An 18,042-nucleotide genomic window follows, 5' to 3' on the forward strand; every position below is an offset into this window, starting at 1 on the left:
CCGGTTCCTGTCACGTACCGGTAGTCCGTTGAACTTGGCGGTACGTGGCAGGAACCGGTAGAGCGGGGGCTGTGGATCAGCCCTCTGACGGCACGTGCGTCGCGCGTCGGTCGTGTTCCTGACCGGCGTCCGGGGTGCCGAAGGAGAACTTGTATCCGGTGAAGTCGGCGAGGTGGACGTATCCGATGCGCTGGTAGAGGGCGTTGCTGGTCGGGTTGGCGGGATCCGTGAACAGGACGACGTCCGTCGCGCCTGCGGCCAGCGCGGCCCTGCTCACCTCGAGCGTCACGGCGCCCGCGTAGCCGCGGCCCCGGAGGTGAGCCGGAGTGTAGACGGGGTCCACTCGGACCATGCCGCCGACGATCGAGGTCGCGGCCGCCATCGAGACGGGAGTGCCGTCCGGGGTCTCCCAGAACGTGAAGTGCCTGTCGCCGAAGCGCGAGTCGGCCCAGGAACCGGCGTCAATCAAGTCGATGGAGGGCTGCTCCCCGACAACGACGCAGAACTCGCGGCACCAGCGCACGACTTGCTCGTGATCCTCAGAGCTCGTGACACGACCCTGGCCCTCTGGGCGCGGTTGCAGTGGGGTGAGCGTGCCGAGACGGTACAGATGCGTCCGCCAGAAGGGAGTTGGCGCCGCGCCTGTATGCCGTTGCCATGCATCCGCGAAGGCTGTGGCGGTGTCGTGGTTCGCGAGGACACCGGATGGGGAATGGCCGAGCCCGGTCAGGTGAGACGCGAGAGCCCCACTCTGCTCGGCAGACAACGGGGTGACCCACAGGTGTCCGCGCGGTGTGCGATAGAAGATGGCGCGAACCTCGCCTCCTTCCTCCAGCCGCCCGAAAACGGTGGCTTCGACACCATGCGAGCCAACCCCACGTGTCCGTATTTTCTCGATGTCCGTCAACGGTGTGTTGTGCAGGGCGGGCTGTGAGCGCAGGAAACCTCCTGCTTGGGCGAGGAACTCGTCGACGTCTTCGGTGAGTTGCCAGTCATCCGGAAGCATGGTTCATGGTCCCGGATGAACCCGCGCACCCACCACTGGTCCCGCCGGGTATTGCGGCGTACCGGGCAGTGTCATGAGCGCCTCGGTGCGGACGGGGGCGTGTTGATTTAATTAAATTGGCGAGAGCGGTGAGTTGTTCGCTGGGGTTCTTGTCAATGTTTCCGTGGTCGACGCGTCGTCACCGTTGACGGATCATATACAGATCTCCTACGTTGGCGCCGGCGTCAAGCGCGAGCAGGTCGCTACGGGAGCCGGTCGCGGTCGGGGCACACCCTGCGGCCGGTGGCCTGATGCGGCATGCGGCTCGGCACCTCTGGAAGCAACGGCGAAGGAGAGGGTGCATGCGGCAACTCACGGCAATCGTCTGCGGCGGAGGGATCGGCGGGACCACCGCCGCACTGGCGCTTCGGAAGGCCGGCCTGGCGGTGACCCTGATCGAACAGGCGCCGGAAATCAAGGAGATCGGAACCGGGCTCCAACTCGGGCCGAACGCGGTCCGGGCTCTCTTCGACCTGGGGCTGGAGCACGAGCTCCGTGCGCTGTCACCGGTCACCCAGGAGATCGTCCGGCGCCGCCGGGACGGCGGTGTCCTCAACCGGACCAGGCTGGGCGCGTCCGCCGAGCGGCGTTACGGCGCGCCCTATCTCCAGGTCCACCGCGCCGATCTCCTGGACCTGCTGCTCCGAGCAGTGGTCACCCCGAGCGGCGAGGGCACTCCAGCAGAGGTGGTGACCGCAGCGCAGGTCTCCTCCATCGAGGACATCGACGGCACGGCCCCGATTGCCGTCACCACCACGGGCACACGATTCCAGGGCGACCTCCTGGTCGGCGCCGACGGCGTCAACTCCCTTGCCCGCAAGGCGATTGGCTGCACGATCCCAGTCGTCAACTCCGGGGACATGTGCTTCCGCGCCCTCATCGACGGAAGCGGCGTTCGCAAGGCCGACGAACTCCGGTTCCTCACCGAGCAGCAGGCCGCCCACTTCTGGTTCGGCGATGACAAACACCTGGTGGCCTACCCGATCCGACACGGTGACGCCATCAACATCGTCGGAGTTGTCCCCGAGGACGCCGAGGTCGCGTCGGCGGGTCGGCGGCCCAGCTCCACGGCCGAGATGGTCGACGCCTACCGGGGCTGGGACGACCGCCTGACCACGCTCCTCGGCACGCCCGCGCTCGGCGACGTCAGCCTCTGGACCCTCCAGCGACAGGACCCGCACACCATGTGGACCCGCGGCAACGTGGCGCTCGTCGGCGACGCGTGCCACGCCATGCTGCCGTACGTATCGCAGGGGGCTTCCCAGGCCATCGAGGACGCCGTCGTCCTGGCCGAGGAGGTCGGCGCCGCGCCGGACGGGACGACGGCGCAGGCACTGGTGCGGTACGCCCGGCGCCGGGCCCCCGACGCACACCGAGTGCAGCACGAGGCGCAGGCCAGCCGCGACGTCTACCACCTGCCCGAAGGCCCGGACCAGGCCGCCAGGGACCGCCGGTGGAACGACGCTTCCGGCGAACCGGCCGGCGCCATCGATCTGATCTACGCAGGGACGAGCCGGAGCACGGACGCCGTCGCCTGAACCGGCGCGCACACCACAGGAACCGAAGCAGCAAACCTTCGCCACGGCGATCCGGCGGGCAGCAGGTGGAGCCGCCCGGGAGGAGCGCCCCGAACCGATGCGAGGCTGCAATGACACAGAACGAAAGTACGGCACCGAAAACCCGACGGACGCCTTCGTACAGAACGCTGTGGTTCGTTCTCTTCGGGGGATGGCTGTTCGCGTACGCGGACCGGGCCCTCACCGGCCCGGTCGTGACGTGGATGATCGACAACGACATCGACTTCATGGGCGCCGCCCAGAATCCGCACGCGCTCGGCGGACTCATCGGCAGCCTGTTTTTTGCCGGATACATGCTGACCCAGCTGCCCAGCGGGCGCCTGGGCGACCGGTACGGGCACGCGACGCTGCTCTCGGTCTGCTTCATCTGGGCCGGCTTGGCCACGATCGCCAGCGGGCTGATCACCGGTCTGATCACGTTCGTCGCGCTCAGAGTGATCACCGGTCTCGGTGAGGGCGCGTTCTACTCGAACGACCGGGCGCTGATCGTGGCCCATACCCCGGAGCGGTTCCGGAGCCTCGGGCTCGGTGTGGCCATCACGGGCCTCGCCTTCGGACTCACCGTGGCCAACGTCTTCGCGGCACCGCTGCTGGACTTCGGTGTCGACGTGCTCGGCAAGAACGACGCCTGGCGGATGCCGTTTCTGGTCTTCGGGGCGCTGACCCTGGGGTTCTCGGTCGTCATGTGGTGGTTCATGCGCCGGCTCGCCGGGCCGATCCGCCCCGGTCCTCCGCTGCGGAACCTGATGCTGATCTCGGCCGTGTTCTGTGCGCTGATCATGGCGTTGTTCTGGCTGTGCGACAGCATGGGGCTCCCGGAGTGGGCGTCGGCGACCCTCCAGGTCGTGCTCGCGGCGTGCATCGTGCTGGTGATGCGGCGGCGGGGGTCGATCGGCACGGCCGTCTCCCTGAAGGACCGGGACACCACGCTGATATACGTCGCGGCGATCGCGATCCTCTGGAGCATCTGGCTGTTCGGCTACTGGTCCGTGGCCATCGTGTCGTCCGCGGCCCACTCGTCGCTGACGACCGCCGGACTGATCGCTGCGTTCAACGCCGGCGCGGGCATCATCGGCTTCCCGGTCGGCGGGTGGCTGTCGGACAAGGCGTCCCGGCGCCGGATGGGCCGCCGCAACTACCTGATCACGACGACGGTCGTGCAGGGCGCCCTCGTCCTGATCTTCGGGGTCTATCTGCAGTTCACCGAGGCACCCTCGCTCTGGGTGATGGGTGTCCTGATGTTCTGCACGGGACTGTTCCTGAACGCGGTGCAGCCGATGTCGCAGGCCTTGACGGCCGATCTCGTCAAGCCCGAGGAGCGCGGATCGGCGTTCGGCATGTGGAACCTGATCGGTGAGGTCGGCGCGCTGGCCAGCCCGGTGTTCAGCGGCGTGGTCAGGGACGCCACCGGCAGCTGGTCGGCGGCGATCTACCTCGACGGCTTCTTGGTCATCGGCAGCGCGCTGCTCTACTTCGGCGTGCGCCGATCCGGCCCGCTGTCCGAACGATCGACGACAACGACCGCGACAGAGGTGGCGTGATGACAACGAAAGCCCGCACCTCGACCGAACCCGAACTCGAAACCGAACCCGAAACCGAAACCGATACCGAAACCGATACCGAAACGACCTACGAACGGGCCGGGTTTGGCCGGCCCGTCCGCCGCGGTATGCGTCCCGCACTCCTCGTCGTGGACTTCACCTACGGGTTCACCGACGTCAGGTACCCGACCGGCGCCGACATGTCCGGCCCGGTACGGGCGACCCGGAGACTCCTGGACACGGCCCGTGCAAGCGAGTTGCCCGTCGCCTTCACCACCATCGCCTATGGTCCCGGCGAAGTCCGTTCGCTGACCTGGCTCGACAAGGCGACCGGGATGGCGGCTCTCACCACCGGCAGCCGGCTCGTCGAGATCGACTCCGCTCTGGGCCGACGGCCGGAGGAGCCGGTCTTCGTGAAGCACGGGGCGTCGGCGTTCTTCGGCACCGGCGTCGCGTCCTACCTCGTCTCCACCGGTGCCGACACCCTCGTCGTGACGGGCGCGACCACCAGCGGATGCGTACGGGCCAGCGTCGTCGACGCCGTCCAACTCGGCTTCCCTGTACTGGTCCCGCGTGCGGCCGTCGCCGACCGGGACGAAGGGCCGCACGAGGCGAACCTGTTCGACATCCAGCAGAAGTACGCGGACGTGGTCGACCTCGACGACGCCCTCACCTACCTGGCCGCCGCCGACCGAGAAAGTGATCACAGATGACCGTGGACGAACTTCCGGCGCAACGACGGACCGTGGCCGCCAACGGCCTCCGTCACAGCGTCCTGACCTACGGGGACCCGGCCCACCAGGCACTGCTGATCCTGCCCGGGATCACCACCCCGGCGGTCTGCGCCGACTTCCTGGCCACACAACTGTCCGCACGCGGATTCCGCGTCGTCGTACCGGACATCCGCGGCCGGGGGCAGAGCGACCGGGCCGCATCGGGCGGCTACCGGCTCGTCGACTACGCCGCCGACGTCGCCGGACTCGTCGACGCACTGGACCTCGGCGCACCGGTGGTCGTCGGCCACTCGATGGGCGCCCGGATCGCGGCTGCCTACGCGGTCCGGCACGCCGCCGACGACCACGGCCCCCTGGTCCTGGTCGACCCGCCGACCTCCGGCCCCGGCCGACCGCCGTACCCCACCACCCGCCAGGCGTTCTTGGACCAGCTCCGGGAAGCCCAGGCAGGTACCACCGCGGACGGTGTCGCCGCGCACTACCCCGGCTGGCCGCGCCGCGAGCTGGAGCTGCGCGCCCGACACCTCGCCACCTGCGACGCGACCGCCGTCGTCGAGACCCACGAAGGGTTCGAGACGGAGGACTTCTTCGGGTACTGGACCGAACTCCGCGGCACCGTACTGCTCGTCCACGGAGCCGATAGCCCGGTCGTCCCGCCGGACGCCGTCGACGAACTCCGCCGCGCCCGCCCCGAGATCCCCGTCGTCCCGGTCACCGGCGCCGGGCACATGGTGCCGTGGGACGACCTCGACCAGTTCCTCGACATCCTCACCCCGCATCTGCTCACCTACCGCGAGAGCAAGGAGTAACCGCATGGACCAGAACCTGTTCAACGACATATGTCTGCAGCAGCTCACCCTGTCCGGGGTGCACGAGGGCGAGACGGTGGTGGTGCTGACCCAGGGCCGCGAGCGTGCCGAGTACGCGGACGCGTTCCTGTGGGCGATCCAGCAACTCGGCGCCGTGGGCTACCACATGCGGCTGCCGTCGCCGGCCGGAGCAGCGGGAGCATGGGCGGTCGGGGACTCCGGGCTGGGCACCGTGCCGCTCGCGGTGGACGCGCTCAAGGCCGCCGACATGGTGGTGGACTGCACGTTCCTGCTGTTCTCCCCGGAGCAGTTCGCGATCCAGGACGCGGGTACGCGGATCCTCACCGCGGTGGAGCCACCGGAGCTGCTGGCCCGGCTGATGCCGACAACCGAGCTGCGGGAACGCGTCGAGTCCGGCGCCGAACTGCTGGCCGACGCCACCTCGATGCGGATCACCAGCCCGCACGGCACCGATGTGACCTACCAGTTGGGCGTCTACCCGACCCTGTCCGAGTACGGCTACACCGACACCCCGGGCCGGTGGGACCACTGGCCGGCCGCTTTCGTGTTCACCGGCGGGGCCGACGACGGAGTCGACGGCAAGATCGTGCTCGCCCCCGGGGACGTACTGCTCCCGTTCAACAGTTATGTGCAGACCCCGGTGGAACTCACCATCGAGAAGGGCTTCATCCGCGACATCCGCGGCGGCGCCAACTCCTCCGGCCTGGACGCGGATCTGTTGCGCTCCTACATCGAGAGCTTCGACGACCCGCGCGGCTACGGAATGTCCCATGTCGGCTGGGGACTGGACGAGCGCGCGCACTGGCACGGCCTGACCCAGTTCGGCGGCGGGATGGGCATGGAGCTACGCAGCTTCTACGGCAACGTGATGTTCTCGATCGGGCCCAACAACGAGCTCGGCGGCCCGAACGACACCGCATGCCACTTCGACATCCCGATGCGCGGCAACAGCCTCTATCTCGACGACGAACTCATCGTCGACGCCGGAGAGTTGACCGTGCCCGAGATGCGGCCGGTGAACCGCCGATGAGCCGCGACCACCGTGTAGGGATGATCGTCCCGTCGTCGAACCTGACGATGGAGACCGAGCTGCCGCGGATGCTGGCGGCGCGTGAAGCCGTGATCCCCGGCGAGCGCTTCACGTTCCACGCCGCCCGGGCCCGGATGCAGCACGTGACCCCCGAGCAACTACGAGCGATGAACACGCAGGCCCGGCGGGCCGCGGCGGAGCTGGCCGACGCCCGTCCTGACGTGGTCGCCACCGCCTGCCTCGTCGCGATCATGGCCCAGGGCCCCGGGTACCACTGCACCGCCGAGGAGGACATCACGAACGTCCTGCGTGCCGAAGGCTCGCAGGCACCCGTGGTGTCGAGCGCGGGAGCGCTGCTGTCCGGCATCGCCGCCCTCGGCGTGCGCCGGGTCGCCATCATCACCCCGTACATGGAGCCGCTGACCGAGGCCGTGGTGGCCTACCTCACCGACGCCGGGGTCGAGGTCGTCGACTCGCTGTCGCTGCAGGTGCCCGACAACCTCGCCGTGGCCCGGCTGGACCCGGCGGACCTGCGCAAGCACCACCGGAGGCTGGACCTGTCCCGTGCCGAGGCGCTGGTGCTCTCCGCGTGCGTGCAGATGCCGTCACTGGCGTCGATCCAGCCGGTGCAGGACGAGATCGGTCTGCCGGTGCTTTCCGCGGCCACCGCCACCACCCACCGCATCCTCACCGAACTCGGTCTGGAACCCCGTGTCCCCGGTGCCGGAGCGCTGCTCGCCGACTGAAGTGCCCGCCCACGACCACACCGCCGGATACACCGGGCTCGGCCCCGTCCGGGGCAACGCCGCTGAGTAGGGTTCGGTTCATGTCACGAAGCACGAGTGGGCGGGCGACCCGCACGGATTACGTCGCCGAGACACTCCGCCGAAGAATCGTCCTGGGGGAGCTCAAGCCCGGGACTCCGCTGCGGCTCGACGCACTGAGTGAACAACTCGACGTGAGCCGGGTACCGCTGCGGGAGGCCCTGCGTGAACTCCATGCCGAGGGCCTCGCCGTCACCTACCCCCAGCGGGGCGCGTTCGTCTCGGACATCGTCCGGCTCGACGTCGTCGACTCGTTCATGTTGCTGAAGACGGTTGAGGTGGCCGCCGCCGAACGGGCCGCCGCCGAGCGTCCCGAGGCGACGGCCCGGCTGATGGCGACCCGGTACGACGCTCTGAGCAACGTCATCCACTCCGACCAGAACCGGGAGAAGTACCTGACGGCGCACCAGGCCTTCCACTTCGCCGTCTTCGAGAGCATCGAGGAGTCACCCGCGCTTCAGCGGATGGCACGCATCCTCTGGAACAGCTGCGAAAGGTTCCTCAATGCCGCACACATCGAGGAACGGATCATCCAAAGCGACGACGAACACCAGCGCCTCCTGGCGTACATGGCCGCGGGCGATGTCACAGCGATCCGCGCGATCGCCGGGATGCACGTCGAACACGGCGCGGAGGCGGCACTTCATGGCCTGGGGTTCGCCTAGGGCGTGTTTCGAAAGTAGCGTCGTCCGCCCGCGAGGCAGACGGGACTTTCGAAACACGCCCTAGGAGCTCAAAGGTGATCCTTCAGCGCCCCGATCGCCGAAGCCGCGTCCAGAACCCGCGGGATCGCCTTGTCCGCGAGTGAGGGGTCGGCCGTGACGATGTTGACCGCCGCGCGGACCGGCCAGCCGGGCAGCGGGGCCGCGATGCCGTGTGCGCCGACGTTGACCTCGCAGTGCGTGACGACGTAGCCGGCCTCGCGGATCTCTTGGATGCGGTCCGGTTCGGAGGGGTCCGGGGGACCGGAGGCGAGGGCGGCGAGGCCGCCGGCGCCGCGGTCGAGGGGGTCGCGGCTGCCCCGGCGGTACCAGAACAGCGGTCCGTCGGTCGGCGGCTCGGCTACGAGTGTGGTGACGGCGGCCGTGCCGACGACCTCGACCAGGCTTGCCGTGGCGTCGAGTTGGCGCGCGAGACGGTGCAGGACGGGTTCGGCTATGGCCCGCAGGTTGGGACCGGTGCCACCGAGCAGCCCGGCAACGGCCGGGCCCACGACGTAGCGGCCGTCGTCGTCGCGCGAGGCGAACCCCTTGCGCTGGAGCGAGACGAGCAGGCGGTGCGCGATGGAGCGGTGGAACCCGGTCGCGGCCGCCACCTGGCTGGTGTTGAGCCCTTCGGGATGGCGGCTCAGCTCGACGAGGATGGTCAATCCGCGTTCGAGGGTCTGCGAGCCGCCGCTGTCGGAATCGTGCGCCACTGCCACGGCACCTCCTTGCGAATGAGAGCTATACGGTGGGGAGGATCTTGCCACGGACCTCGCCGAGGCCGATGCGCCCCCGGGCGCCGGGCGCCGAGTAGCGCAGGACGACCTCGTCGCCGTCCTCGAGGAACGTGCGCTCCTCGCCGCCCGCGGTCCACGTCTTCCTGCCGCCCCAGGACAGTTCGAGGAACGAGCCGAGCTGGTGCTCCTCAGGGCCCGAGATGGTGCCCGAGGCGTAGAAGTCGCCGACCCGCAACGAGGCGCCGTTGACGGTGAGATGGGCCAGCATCTGCGCGGGCGACCAGTACATGCAGGAGTACGGAGGGTGCGCCACGACGGTGCCGTTGACCTCGACCTCCACAGCGATGTCGTAGCCCGAGGGGCCCTGTTCCCGTAGGTACGGAAGAACGGCCGGTTCCTGGCCGGGCAGGTCCACGCGCGCGTGCTCGAGCGCGGCCAGCGGCGTGACCCACGCGCTGATGGTGGTGGCGAAGGACTTCCCGAGGTTCGGGCCGAGCGGCACGTACTCCCAGGCCTGGATGTCGCGGGAGGACCAGTCGTTGACTCCGGTGACACCGAAGACCGTCTCGGCGAACTCCGAGGTAGCGACCCGCTGCCCGAGCGGCACCGAACGGCCCACGACGAAGCCGAGCTCCGCCTCGATGTCCAGGCGCAGCGACGGGCCGAACGTGGGCGCGGGGTCGGCCGGGGCCTTGCGCTGGCCGGAGGGGCGGTGCACCGGGGTGCCGGAGACGACGATGGAGCCGGAACGGCCGTGGTAACCGACGGGCAGGTGACGCCAGTTGGGCATCAGAGCGTCCCCGTCGGGGCGGAAGATCCGGCCGACGTTGGTGGCGTGGTCGACGGACGCGTAGTAGTCGACGTAGTCGCCGACCTCGAACGGGAGGTGCAGGGTGGCGTCGGCCAGCGGCACCAGCCGCACGCGGTCGCGGTACGTGGTGTCCGTGAGCAGCTCGACCGTCCAGGAGCGCACAGCCGCCCAGGTCGCGGCGCCGGCGTCCATGAGCGGGTTGAGCGCGGGGGCGTCGAGCAGTGCAGTCCACTCGTGGCCCACGGCGGAAGCCGCGGCGCCCAGGTCGAGCACGTGGTCACCGATCCGGACGCCCACGCGACGGCCGGAGTCCGCGGTGGAGAAGACGGCGTAGGGGAGGTTGTCGACGTCGTACGCGCTGCCGGCCGCGGCCTCGACCCAGGTGGTGGGTGGGGTGGTCATGTGTGGGGCCCTTTCGGAGTTCCGTGGTGGCTCGGGAGATGGTGGCTCGCATGTGGTGGCTCGGGAGGGATCAGGCGGAGGTCGGGGCCAGGAGGCGCAGGGCGACCAGGTCGTCGAGCGGTTCGAGGACGCTGCAGGACCCGTACGAGGTGAACGCGGACCGGGCGTCCGCCGCCTCGGACGCGGGGAGCGCGCCGACCTCGCGGGCCACCGTGTCCGGGTCGCGCTCGGCGAGCGCTGCCCGGATGCCGGGCAGCGTGGCTCCGGCGCGGGCCCGCGCCGCGGCGAGCAGGACGTTGAGATAGCCGTGGTGCTCGAAGCCGGTGTCACGGCCCGTGTGCCGGACCGCGTTGTGCAGCCCGGCCGTGCACTTGAAGGGAACCCCCGCGACGACCGCCCCGTGGACCCATGCCGCCACCTCGTCCTCGGTGGGGAACGCGGCGGCCTCGGTGCCTCCCGTACGGAACTTCAGCCGGAAGCCGTGCCGGGCGACCGCGGCGAGGACCTGCTCCCACTCGCGGTGGCCGGGGCGCGGTACCTCGACGTACACGGTGGCGGGCAAGTCCACCGAGGAAGACGAGGACAGCTCGGCGAACTGCGCGGCCACGGCAAGCGTCGGGTCCGGCTTGAGTTCCAGGGCGGCGAGAACGATTCGGTCCGTCGCGGCGATGGTGTCAAGTACGGCAGGGACGGCCGCGCATCCGGCCACGACACTCACCCGCAGGCCCGCCGGGAACAGGCCGGGCTCGGCGAGGCGGGCCAGGTCGTCGAGGTCGGCCGCGGCGACGACGAGCGGGCCGACGAGATCGGCGTGCGCGGACGCGAGATGCCCGGCGTGCTCGGTCACGGCACGCGGCAGCGGGGCCAGTCCGGGAGGGAAGACCGCGGCGTCGTCCACGAGATGTCGGAAGACGAGGGGTATTGACATGCGCCACACCCTAACTGAGGATCATCGAAATGCGAACACCGGTGTTCGCTTATCGGTTAAGGCGGAGGGGTTATGGCGTACTACCGTCGAGTCGGCACCGTGCCGGAGAAGCGGCACACGCAGTTCCGTGACGAGACGGGCAGGCTCTACTACGAGGAGCTGATGGGGGAGGAGGGGTTCTCCTCCGACTCGTCGCTGCTCTACCACCGCGGCGTCCCGTCGGCGATCGTCGCCAGTGAGGTCTGGGAGCCCACCGACCAGTCAACGGCTCCCAACCACCCGCTCAAGCCCCGCCATCTCAAGCTGCACGACCTCTTCGACGCGGACAAGGCCGCGAACGTCGACGCTGTCACCGGCCGCCGCCTCGTGCTCGGCAACAACGACGTACGCATCTCGTACGTCGTGACCGGCACGGCCTCGCCGCTCTACCGCAACGCGATCGGCGACGAGTGCGTCTACGTCGAGGCGGGCGCGGGCGTCGTCGAGACCGTGTTCGGCGTGCTGCCCTACCGTGCGGGCGACTACGTGCTCCTGCCGCGTGCCACCACGCACCGCTGGGTCCCCGACACCACGGACGGGCCGAGCCGCCTCTACCCGATCGAGGCGAACAGCCACATCGCCCCGCCCAAGCGCTACCTGTCGAAGTACGGGCAGCTGCTCGAGCACGCGCCCTACTGCGAGCGTGACCTGCACGGACCGACCGGGACCCATCTCGAAGAGGGACGCGACGTGGCGGTGCTGGTCAAGCACCGCGGCGGCCCGAGCGGAGTGGTCGGCACTCGACTCGTCTACGACACGCACCCGTTCGACGTCGTGGGCTGGGACGGGTGCCTGTACCCGTACACGTTCAACATCGAGGACTACATGCCGATCACCGGCAAGATCCACCAGCCGCCGCCCGTGCACCAGGTCTTCGAGGGCGGCAACTTCGTGATCTGCAACTTCCTGCCGCGCAAGGTGGACTACCACCCGCTGGCCGTCCCGGTGCCGTACTACCACTCCAACGTGGACAGCGACGAGGTCATGTTCTACGTCGGCGGCGACTACGAGGCCCGCAAGGGCTCCGGCATCGGGATCGGCTCCCTCTCCCTGCACCCGGGCGGCCACGCCCACGGCCCGCAGCCCGCGGCCATCGAGGCCTCCCTCGGAGCCGAGTACTTCGAGGAGTCCGCGGTCATGGTCGACACCTTCCGCCCCCTCGAACTCGGCGAGGGCGGACGGGCCGTCGACGACCAGCGGTACGCCTGGGCCTGGGCGGGGCGGCAGGCGTGAGCAACCCGACGGGCGATCGACCACCAGCTCAGCGCTTCCCAAAGGACCGACCCATGGAAAACCTGGCCACCGACCCGACGTCGACGGGTGAGGCGACGGCCGCCTCGTCGCCACCGTCCGGCGAGAGTCCCCGCGCCACCCTGAAGGTCATCCGAGCGGCGATCCTCGGAACCGTCGTCGAGTACTACGACTTCGGCATCTACGGCTACATGGCCACCTTCGTCGCGGCGCACTTCTTCGTCGCGAGCGACCCGAACACGGCGCTCCTGTCGACCTTCGCCGCGTTCGCCGTGGCGTTCTTTCTCCGGGCCCCCGGCGGCATCCTCTTCGGTCACATGGGCGACAAGTACGGCCGCAAGAAGGCGCTCACCTGGACCATCCTGCTGATGGCCGTCGCCACCACCGCTATCGGCCTCATCCCCTCGTACGCCACCCTCGGCCTGTGGGCGACGGTTCTGCTGGTGCTGTGCCGCTGCGTCCAGGGCTTCGCGGCGGGCGGTGAACTCGGCGGCGCGAACGCCATCGTGTCCGAGCACGCCCCGACACACCGCCGCGCGTTCCACACCTCGTTCGTCAACACCGGCACCTACCTCGGCTCGCTGGTCGCTTCCCTGGTCGCGCTGCTGCTGACCTCCAGTGTCAGCGAGCAGACCCTGCAGGACTGGGCCTGGCGCGTCCCGTTCCTGCTCAGCGTGGTCATCGGTGTCATCGGCCTGTACATCCGCAGCCAGCTGCCGGAGACCGAGCAATTCGAGGCCGTCCAGGAGAGCGACACCGTCGAGGTCGCGAAGTACCCCATCGCCGACGTGTTCGTGAACGCCTGGCGCGAGATCGTCCTCGTCATCTTCCTCGGCGCGCTGATCGTCGGCGGCTACTACGTCGCCGGTGTGTACGCCGCCAGCTACCTGCAGACCGAAGGCGGACACTCGGCCGACTTCGCGTTCACGTCCACCTGCATCGCCATGGTCGTCGCCGTGATCAGCCTCCCGATCGCCGGATACGTCGGCGACCGCGTCGGCCGCAGGCCCGTGTTCTTCGTCGGCAGCGGCATCACCGCGATCATCGGCCTCCCGGCGTTCATGCTGATGCGCGACGCGGGCCCGGTGCTCGCCATCCTCGCCCAGTCCTCGCTGACCTTCTTCATCGGACTGGTCAACGGTGTCTCGTTCGCCGCGTACGCCGAGCTCTTCAGGGCGCGCTACCGCTACAGCGGCATCGCCATGAGCAACAACGTCACCAACATGGCGCTCGGCGGCACCGCACCCTTCATCGCCACGCTGCTGATCAACGTCACCGGAAACAACCTCGCGCCGGCCGGCTACCTCATCGCGACCGCGCTCATGACCTTCGTGGCCACCTTCTTCCTCAAGGAGACCCGCGGGACGGAGCTGGAACTGTGACCCCCCAACCGGCCAACGGCCGCCGCTTCCAAGGACGTTCGGTCGTGGTGACCGGCGCCGCCGGGGGCCTGGGCCGGGCCGACTGCCTCGCGCTCGCCTCCGAAGGAGCCCACGTCTGGGCGGCCGACCTCGACACGGACGCCGCCGAGGCACTCGTCCCCGAACTCGCCGCGGCCGGCGGATCGGGACGGGCCGTCCGGCTCGACGTCGCCGACCCCGAATCGTGGGGCGCACTGGCCGGCGAGATCGAGGCCGCGGGACCGCTGCACGGCCTGGTCAACAACGCCGGGGTCAGCCTGCGCGCGGGTATCGCCGACACCACCGTCGAGCAGTGGCGCCGCGTCATGGACATCAACCTGTCCAGCGTCTTCTACGGCCTCAAGACACTCACCCCCGCCCTGACGCGCGGCGCCCAGGACGGCGGCGCGGCCGTCGTGAACATCTCCTCCATCGCCGGCATGGTCGGCTACTTCTCCGCCACGTACGGCACCAGCAAGTGGGGCGTACGCGGCCTGTCGAAGGTCGGCGCGCTCGAACTCGCCGCCCACGGCATCCGCGTCAACTCGCTGCACCCGGGCCTCACCGGCACACCGCTCCTGCACCAGGCCGCCGACACCTCCTTCGTCGACGAGAGCCTGCGCTCCGTCCCGGCCGGGCGCCTCGCGACCCCCGAGGAGATGGCGCGCGTCGTCGCGTTCCTGCTGTCCGACGACGCCGCGTACATCACCGGCGAGGAGATGGTCGTCGACGGCGGCCTGACGTCCGGCGGGCTCTACCACCGCATCCTCGCGGGCCTGGAGGCGAAGCCGTGACCCCGCTGCTCGAAACCCTCCTGGAGGTCCAGCACCTCTACGCCGCCCAGTCGCACGCCATCGACACCGGTGACGCCGAGGCCTGGGCCGACACGTTCACCGCCGACGGGGAATTCGACTCCCCGACATACGACAAACCGGTCACCGGCCGCGCCGCACTCGTCGCCTTCGCCCGCGACCTGCACGCCGCGGCGCCGCACCTGCACCACGTCATCACCAACGTGCTGGTCCGGCCCGGAGACCGCCCCGGCGCGTACGACGTCCGCGCCAACCTCCTCATCGTCACCACCCACGACCTCGCCTCCGGGGCCGCCCGCATCGACCGCGTCACCACCATCGACGACCGGTTGCGCCGCGCCCCCGGGGACCCCGCAGACCTGAGGCTCGTACGCCGCCGCGTGACGCGCGACGGCGACGGGCCCGCAGCACACGCACCGCATCTCAAGGAGCACTCGTGACCACCCAGACGCCCGCCGACAACCCGGGCCGCGTCAACTACGACGCCCTGCCCGCCCTCAACCCCGAGCTGGCCGGCCGCACCGTCGTCGTGACCGGCGCCGGACGCGGCATGGGCGCACTCTTCCTCGAAGAGCTGGCGCGCCGCGGCGTCAACGGCGTCGGCGCGGACCTCGACCAGGAGGCGATGGCCGCCGTCGCCGAGAAGATCAACGCCAATCTTGCGGGTGTCGACGGCGCGGGCCGCGTCGTCGGGGTCGGCGCCGACGTCACCGACCCGGCCGCCGGCGACGCGATGGTCGCCGCCGCCCTGCGCGAGTTCGGACGGCTCGACCTGTGGGTCAACAACGCCGGTGTCTTCCCGCAGGCCGAGTTCACCGACATCTCGCCCGAGCAACTCGCCCTCACCTACGGCGTGAACGTCAACGGCGTCGTCTACGGCGGCCAGGCGGCCGCCCGGCACTTCCGCACCGTCGGCGGCGGCGCCATCGTCAACATGGCCTCGGTCGCCGCCGTGCGCGCCCGGCCCACCCGCGCCGCGTACAACTCCTCGAAGGCCGCGGTGAAGCACCTCACCACGTGCATGGCCGTCGAGCTCGGCCCCGACAACATCCGCGCCAACTCGATCGCGCCCGGCTTCATCGACACCGAGATGACCCGCTGGGTCCGCGAGGACCCCGCCGCGATGGACCGGGCACTCACCACGGTCCCGCTGCGCCGCATCGGCGCCCCCATGGAGGTGTTCGCCGCCCTCTACTTCCTGCTCTCCGACAGCGCCCGGTACATCACCGGCACCAACATCCCGGTGGACGGAGGCTCGCAGCATGTCTGAGCCCGACAACGGGGCGTACGACTACGACGTCATCGTGGTCGGCGCAGGCGGCGCCGGACTCGCCGCATCGGTCTCGGCCGCCCAGGCCGGCGCGCGCGTGCTGCTCCTGGAGTCCGAGGACGAGATCGGCGGCTCCACCCAGCTGTCCGCCGGACTCCTGACCGCCTCCGCCACCAGCGTCCAACAGAGCCTCGGCGTCGAGGACTCGCCCCTGCGCATGTTCCAGCACTACATGGACCTCAACGGCTGGCGGGTCCGGCCGGGCCCGGTGCGAATGTTCTGCGAGGAGTCCGGCGCGGTCGTCGACTGGCTGCTCGACCTCGGCGTCGAGATACCCGCCCAGGTCTCGCACAGCGCCCACGAACCGGGACTCACCCGGGCCGGAGTGGAGGACGTCTGGCGCGGCCACGTGCCCAAGGACCAGGGCTACGGGCTCGTCCAGGTGCTCGACAAGGCCCGCGCCCGTCTCGACGTTGACCTGGCGCTCGGCAGCCGTGTCGAGGACCTCGTGGTCCGCGACGGCGTCGTCCGCGGCGTCGTCCTCGACGGCGAGGAGGCCACCGCGCCCGCCGTCGTCATCGCCAGCGGCGGCGTCGCGGCCGACCCGGACCTCGTCCGCCGGTTCCTCCCCGACGCCGAGATCGCCGGGGACGCCCTGTTCGTGGTCGCCGCACCGGGCTCGCGGGGCGACCACGTCGGCCTCGCCGAGCGGCACGACCTGGCCCTGTTCGGCCAGGGCTGGGGACTGCTCCTGGTGACCGCCCAATTCCAGCGTTACCACCACTGGCAGAGCGGATTCCCGCCCGCCTCCCGCATCAACGTCGGTCCCGACGGCCGCCGTTGCATGGACGAGGACGCCCCGTACGCGGTCAGCCCCGGCATCCTCAAGGACCACGGCGGCTGGGTCTGGTCGGTGTTCGACGACACCGCCCGCACCGCACTGCCCGACGGCTACGCCGACTGGACCGCCGACCGCATCAAGGAGGAGGTCGCCAAGGGCGTCGTGCTGCGTGCCGACACCCTGGAGGAGCTCGCGGGCCTGATGGACGTCCCCGCGACGCACCTGACGGCGAGCGTCGGCCGCTTCAACGAACTGTTCGCCGCGGGCCACGACACGGACTTCCTGCGCCACGAGTCGCTGGCGGCCAAGGGCGCAGACCCGCACATCGCGCCGATCGCCACCGGTCCGTTCTTCGCGGTGCGCATGCTCCCCGCCGAACTGGTCTGCACCCACACCGGCCTGGAGATCGACGCCTCGACCCGAGTGCTGGGCACCGACGGCCGATCCGTCCCCGGCCTGTACGCCGCAGGTGAGGCCGCGGGCGGAATCCTCGGCGAACGCTACGTCGGCGGCGGCAACTCCGTCGCTCACGCCCTGGTGCTCGGCCGGGTCGCCGGCCGCGAGGCCGCCGCACGCGCCGCCGACCTGTCACCCCGCGCCGAGGAGGCCCCCGCATGAGCCGCGCCGACGACCGGTTCGAGATCCAGGACGTCCTGTTCCGCTACGCCCGGGCGGTGGACCGACTGGACCACGACGCCATCGCGGCCTGCTACTTCGACGACGCGATCGACGTCCACGGGGCCTATACCGGGGACGCCGCGGGACTCGTCGAGGACATCCGCGACCGGCACCGCACCATCGACTCCTCCCAGCACTTCATCTCCAACGTACTGGTGGAGTTCACCGGGGAGGACAGCGCCGACGTCGAGTCCTACTGCCTGTGCTTCCTGCGGCAGGCACCCACCGAGCCCGGCGGCGAACAGGACCTGGCGATCATCCGCTGCCGCTACGTCGACCGCTTCGAGCGGCGCGACGGCACCTGGGGTATCGCGGACCGGGTCGTCGTCTTCGACGAATCGCGGACCGTCTCCCTGACCGACGCCCTCGACCCGACGTGGGTCGCCTCGCGGCGCGACGGGGCCGATCCCGTCTACACGCGGGGACATCGCGCGGACGTATCGACGTAGGGGAGCGGCGGCCCCGGGAACCGCTCGGCTCCCGGGGCCACGGCACGCACCCCGCCGCACCGCACTGGTCCGGTCGGGCACACCTGCCACGCGGGCGGGCGTGGCGGGGCCGGATCGGGACGCGCCGAGTGTGACATGG

General features: G+C 70.2%; 18 protein-coding genes. 14 read left to right on the top strand and 4 right to left on the bottom strand.

The window, feature by feature from the left end; translation table 11 throughout:
• Positions 1–76: 76 nt before the first annotated feature.
• Complete coding sequence (locus tag ABT004_RS04195; protein ID WP_351331281.1) at positions 77–1,006, bottom strand: GNAT family N-acetyltransferase; 930 nt, start codon at positions 1,004–1,006, stop codon at positions 77–79.
• Positions 1,007–1,347: 341 nt separating this feature from the next.
• On the opposite strand from ABT004_RS04195, the gene ABT004_RS04200 reads away from it, so the two are divergent.
• From ABT004_RS04200 to ABT004_RS04230, 7 genes are all read left to right on the top strand, one after another.
• The gene (locus tag ABT004_RS04200; protein WP_351331282.1) at positions 1,348–2,583 is read left to right on the top strand and encodes an FAD-dependent monooxygenase; all 1,236 of its coding nucleotides are present in this window, start codon (positions 1,348–1,350) and stop codon (positions 2,581–2,583) included.
• Between the two features lie 110 nt (positions 2,584–2,693).
• On the top strand, positions 2,694–4,163 hold the full coding sequence (locus tag ABT004_RS04205) for an MFS transporter (protein WP_351331283.1): 1,470 nt from the start codon (positions 2,694–2,696) through the stop codon (positions 4,161–4,163).
• Complete coding sequence (locus ABT004_RS04210; RefSeq protein ID WP_351331284.1) at positions 4,163–4,876, top strand: isochorismatase family protein; 714 nt, start codon at positions 4,163–4,165, stop codon at positions 4,874–4,876. The genes ABT004_RS04205 and ABT004_RS04210 overlap by 1 nt, the downstream gene beginning before the upstream one ends.
• A complete protein-coding gene (locus ABT004_RS04215; RefSeq protein ID WP_351331285.1) occupies positions 4,873–5,706 on the top strand; it encodes an alpha/beta fold hydrolase in 834 nt (277 codons plus the stop codon). The genes ABT004_RS04210 and ABT004_RS04215 overlap by 4 nt, the downstream gene beginning before the upstream one ends.
• A 4-nt stretch (positions 5,707–5,710) precedes the next feature.
• A complete protein-coding gene (locus tag ABT004_RS04220) occupies positions 5,711–6,757 on the top strand; it encodes a 2,5-dihydroxypyridine 5,6-dioxygenase NicX family protein (protein WP_351331286.1) in 1,047 nt (348 codons plus the stop codon).
• 20 nt (positions 6,758–6,777) lie between these two features.
• Entirely contained in the window at positions 6,778–7,503 is a 726-nt protein-coding gene (locus ABT004_RS04225) for a maleate cis-trans isomerase family protein (protein ID WP_351331287.1), read from the top strand.
• Positions 7,504–7,583: 80 nt separating this feature from the next.
• Positions 7,584–8,246 (top strand): GntR family transcriptional regulator, encoded by a 663-nt coding sequence (locus tag ABT004_RS04230; protein ID WP_351331288.1) that lies wholly within the window; start codon positions 7,584–7,586, stop codon positions 8,244–8,246.
• Between the two features lie 68 nt (positions 8,247–8,314).
• On the opposite strand, the gene ABT004_RS04235 is transcribed toward ABT004_RS04230, so the two are convergent.
• The 3 genes from ABT004_RS04235 to ABT004_RS04245 all read right to left on the bottom strand — a co-directional run bounded on the left by ABT004_RS04235 (position 8,315) and on the right by ABT004_RS04245 (position 11,163).
• Positions 8,315–9,004: an IclR family transcriptional regulator gene (locus ABT004_RS04235; RefSeq protein ID WP_351331289.1), complete on the bottom strand. Its 690-nt coding sequence runs from the start codon at positions 9,002–9,004 to the stop codon at positions 8,315–8,317.
• A 22-nt stretch (positions 9,005–9,026) separates the two neighbouring features.
• Positions 9,027–10,235 carry a fumarylacetoacetase gene (fahA, locus tag ABT004_RS04240; protein ID WP_351331290.1) on the bottom strand — a complete coding sequence of 403 codons (1,209 nt, stop codon included), beginning with the start codon at positions 10,233–10,235 and terminating at the stop codon, positions 9,027–9,029.
• 70 nt (positions 10,236–10,305) lie between these two features.
• Positions 10,306–11,163, bottom strand: a complete 858-nt coding sequence (locus tag ABT004_RS04245; protein WP_351331291.1) for a hypothetical protein — start codon at positions 11,161–11,163, stop codon at positions 10,306–10,308.
• A gap of 72 nt (positions 11,164–11,235) precedes the next feature.
• Here ABT004_RS04245 and ABT004_RS04250 point away from each other — a divergent pair, with 72 nt between their 5' ends.
• Genes ABT004_RS04250 through ABT004_RS04280 form a run of 7 tightly spaced genes read left to right on the top strand, consistent with a single transcriptional unit; the run spans position 11,236 to position 17,903 of the window.
• Positions 11,236–12,435 (top strand): homogentisate 1,2-dioxygenase, encoded by a 1,200-nt coding sequence (locus ABT004_RS04250; protein ID WP_351331292.1) that lies wholly within the window; start codon positions 11,236–11,238, stop codon positions 12,433–12,435.
• Between the two features lie 53 nt (positions 12,436–12,488).
• Positions 12,489–13,835: an MFS transporter gene (locus tag ABT004_RS04255; RefSeq protein ID WP_351331293.1), complete on the top strand. Its 1,347-nt coding sequence runs from the start codon at positions 12,489–12,491 to the stop codon at positions 13,833–13,835.
• Positions 13,832–14,647, top strand: coding sequence for an SDR family NAD(P)-dependent oxidoreductase (locus ABT004_RS04260; protein WP_351331294.1), 816 nt, complete (start codon positions 13,832–13,834; stop codon positions 14,645–14,647). The genes ABT004_RS04255 and ABT004_RS04260 overlap by 4 nt, the downstream gene beginning before the upstream one ends.
• A complete protein-coding gene (locus ABT004_RS04265; RefSeq protein WP_351331295.1) occupies positions 14,644–15,105 on the top strand; it encodes a nuclear transport factor 2 family protein in 462 nt (153 codons plus the stop codon). The genes ABT004_RS04260 and ABT004_RS04265 overlap by 4 nt, the downstream gene beginning before the upstream one ends.
• A complete protein-coding gene (locus ABT004_RS04270) occupies positions 15,102–15,935 on the top strand; it encodes an SDR family NAD(P)-dependent oxidoreductase (RefSeq protein WP_351331296.1) in 834 nt (277 codons plus the stop codon). Before ABT004_RS04265 ends, ABT004_RS04270 begins: the two co-directional genes overlap by 4 nt.
• Positions 15,928–17,394, top strand: a complete 1,467-nt coding sequence (locus ABT004_RS04275) for an FAD-dependent oxidoreductase (protein WP_351331297.1) — start codon at positions 15,928–15,930, stop codon at positions 17,392–17,394. The genes ABT004_RS04270 and ABT004_RS04275 overlap by 8 nt, the downstream gene beginning before the upstream one ends.
• The gene (locus ABT004_RS04280) at positions 17,391–17,903 is read left to right on the top strand and encodes a nuclear transport factor 2 family protein (protein ID WP_351331298.1); all 513 of its coding nucleotides are present in this window, start codon (positions 17,391–17,393) and stop codon (positions 17,901–17,903) included. The genes ABT004_RS04275 and ABT004_RS04280 overlap by 4 nt, the downstream gene beginning before the upstream one ends.
• The last annotated feature ends 139 nt before the right edge of the window (positions 17,904–18,042 follow it).

Source organism: Streptomyces sp. NPDC002790, assembly GCF_040295505.1.
Taxonomy (GTDB): Bacteria; Actinomycetota; Actinomycetes; order Streptomycetales; family Streptomycetaceae; genus Streptomyces.

What these genes read in the sequence shown, in the direction of transcription:
- ABT004_RS04195 (WP_351331281.1), bottom strand. Translation starts at nt 1,006, where the DNA reads ATGCTTCCGGATGACTGGCAACTCACCGAAGACGTCGACGAGTTCCTC.
- ABT004_RS04200 (WP_351331282.1), top strand. Translation starts at nt 1,348, where the DNA reads ATGCGGCAACTCACGGCAATCGTCTGCGGCGGAGGGATCGGCGGGACC.
- ABT004_RS04205 (WP_351331283.1), top strand. Translation starts at nt 2,694, where the DNA reads ATGACACAGAACGAAAGTACGGCACCGAAAACCCGACGGACGCCTTCG.
- ABT004_RS04210 (WP_351331284.1), top strand. Translation starts at nt 4,163, where the DNA reads ATGACAACGAAAGCCCGCACCTCGACCGAACCCGAACTCGAAACCGAA.
- ABT004_RS04215 (WP_351331285.1), top strand. Translation starts at nt 4,873, where the DNA reads ATGACCGTGGACGAACTTCCGGCGCAACGACGGACCGTGGCCGCCAAC.
- ABT004_RS04220 (WP_351331286.1), top strand. Translation starts at nt 5,711, where the DNA reads ATGGACCAGAACCTGTTCAACGACATATGTCTGCAGCAGCTCACCCTG.
- ABT004_RS04225 (WP_351331287.1), top strand. Translation starts at nt 6,778, where the DNA reads ATGATCGTCCCGTCGTCGAACCTGACGATGGAGACCGAGCTGCCGCGG.
- ABT004_RS04230 (WP_351331288.1), top strand. Translation starts at nt 7,584, where the DNA reads ATGTCACGAAGCACGAGTGGGCGGGCGACCCGCACGGATTACGTCGCC.
- fahA (WP_351331290.1), bottom strand. Translation starts at nt 10,235, where the DNA reads ATGACCACCCCACCCACCACCTGGGTCGAGGCCGCGGCCGGCAGCGCG.
- ABT004_RS04245 (WP_351331291.1), bottom strand. Translation starts at nt 11,163, where the DNA reads ATGTCAATACCCCTCGTCTTCCGACATCTCGTGGACGACGCCGCGGTC.
- ABT004_RS04250 (WP_351331292.1), top strand. Translation starts at nt 11,236, where the DNA reads ATGGCGTACTACCGTCGAGTCGGCACCGTGCCGGAGAAGCGGCACACG.
- ABT004_RS04255 (WP_351331293.1), top strand. Translation starts at nt 12,489, where the DNA reads ATGGAAAACCTGGCCACCGACCCGACGTCGACGGGTGAGGCGACGGCC.
- ABT004_RS04275 (WP_351331297.1), top strand. Translation starts at nt 15,928, where the DNA reads ATGTCTGAGCCCGACAACGGGGCGTACGACTACGACGTCATCGTGGTC.
- ABT004_RS04280 (WP_351331298.1), top strand. Translation starts at nt 17,391, where the DNA reads ATGAGCCGCGCCGACGACCGGTTCGAGATCCAGGACGTCCTGTTCCGC.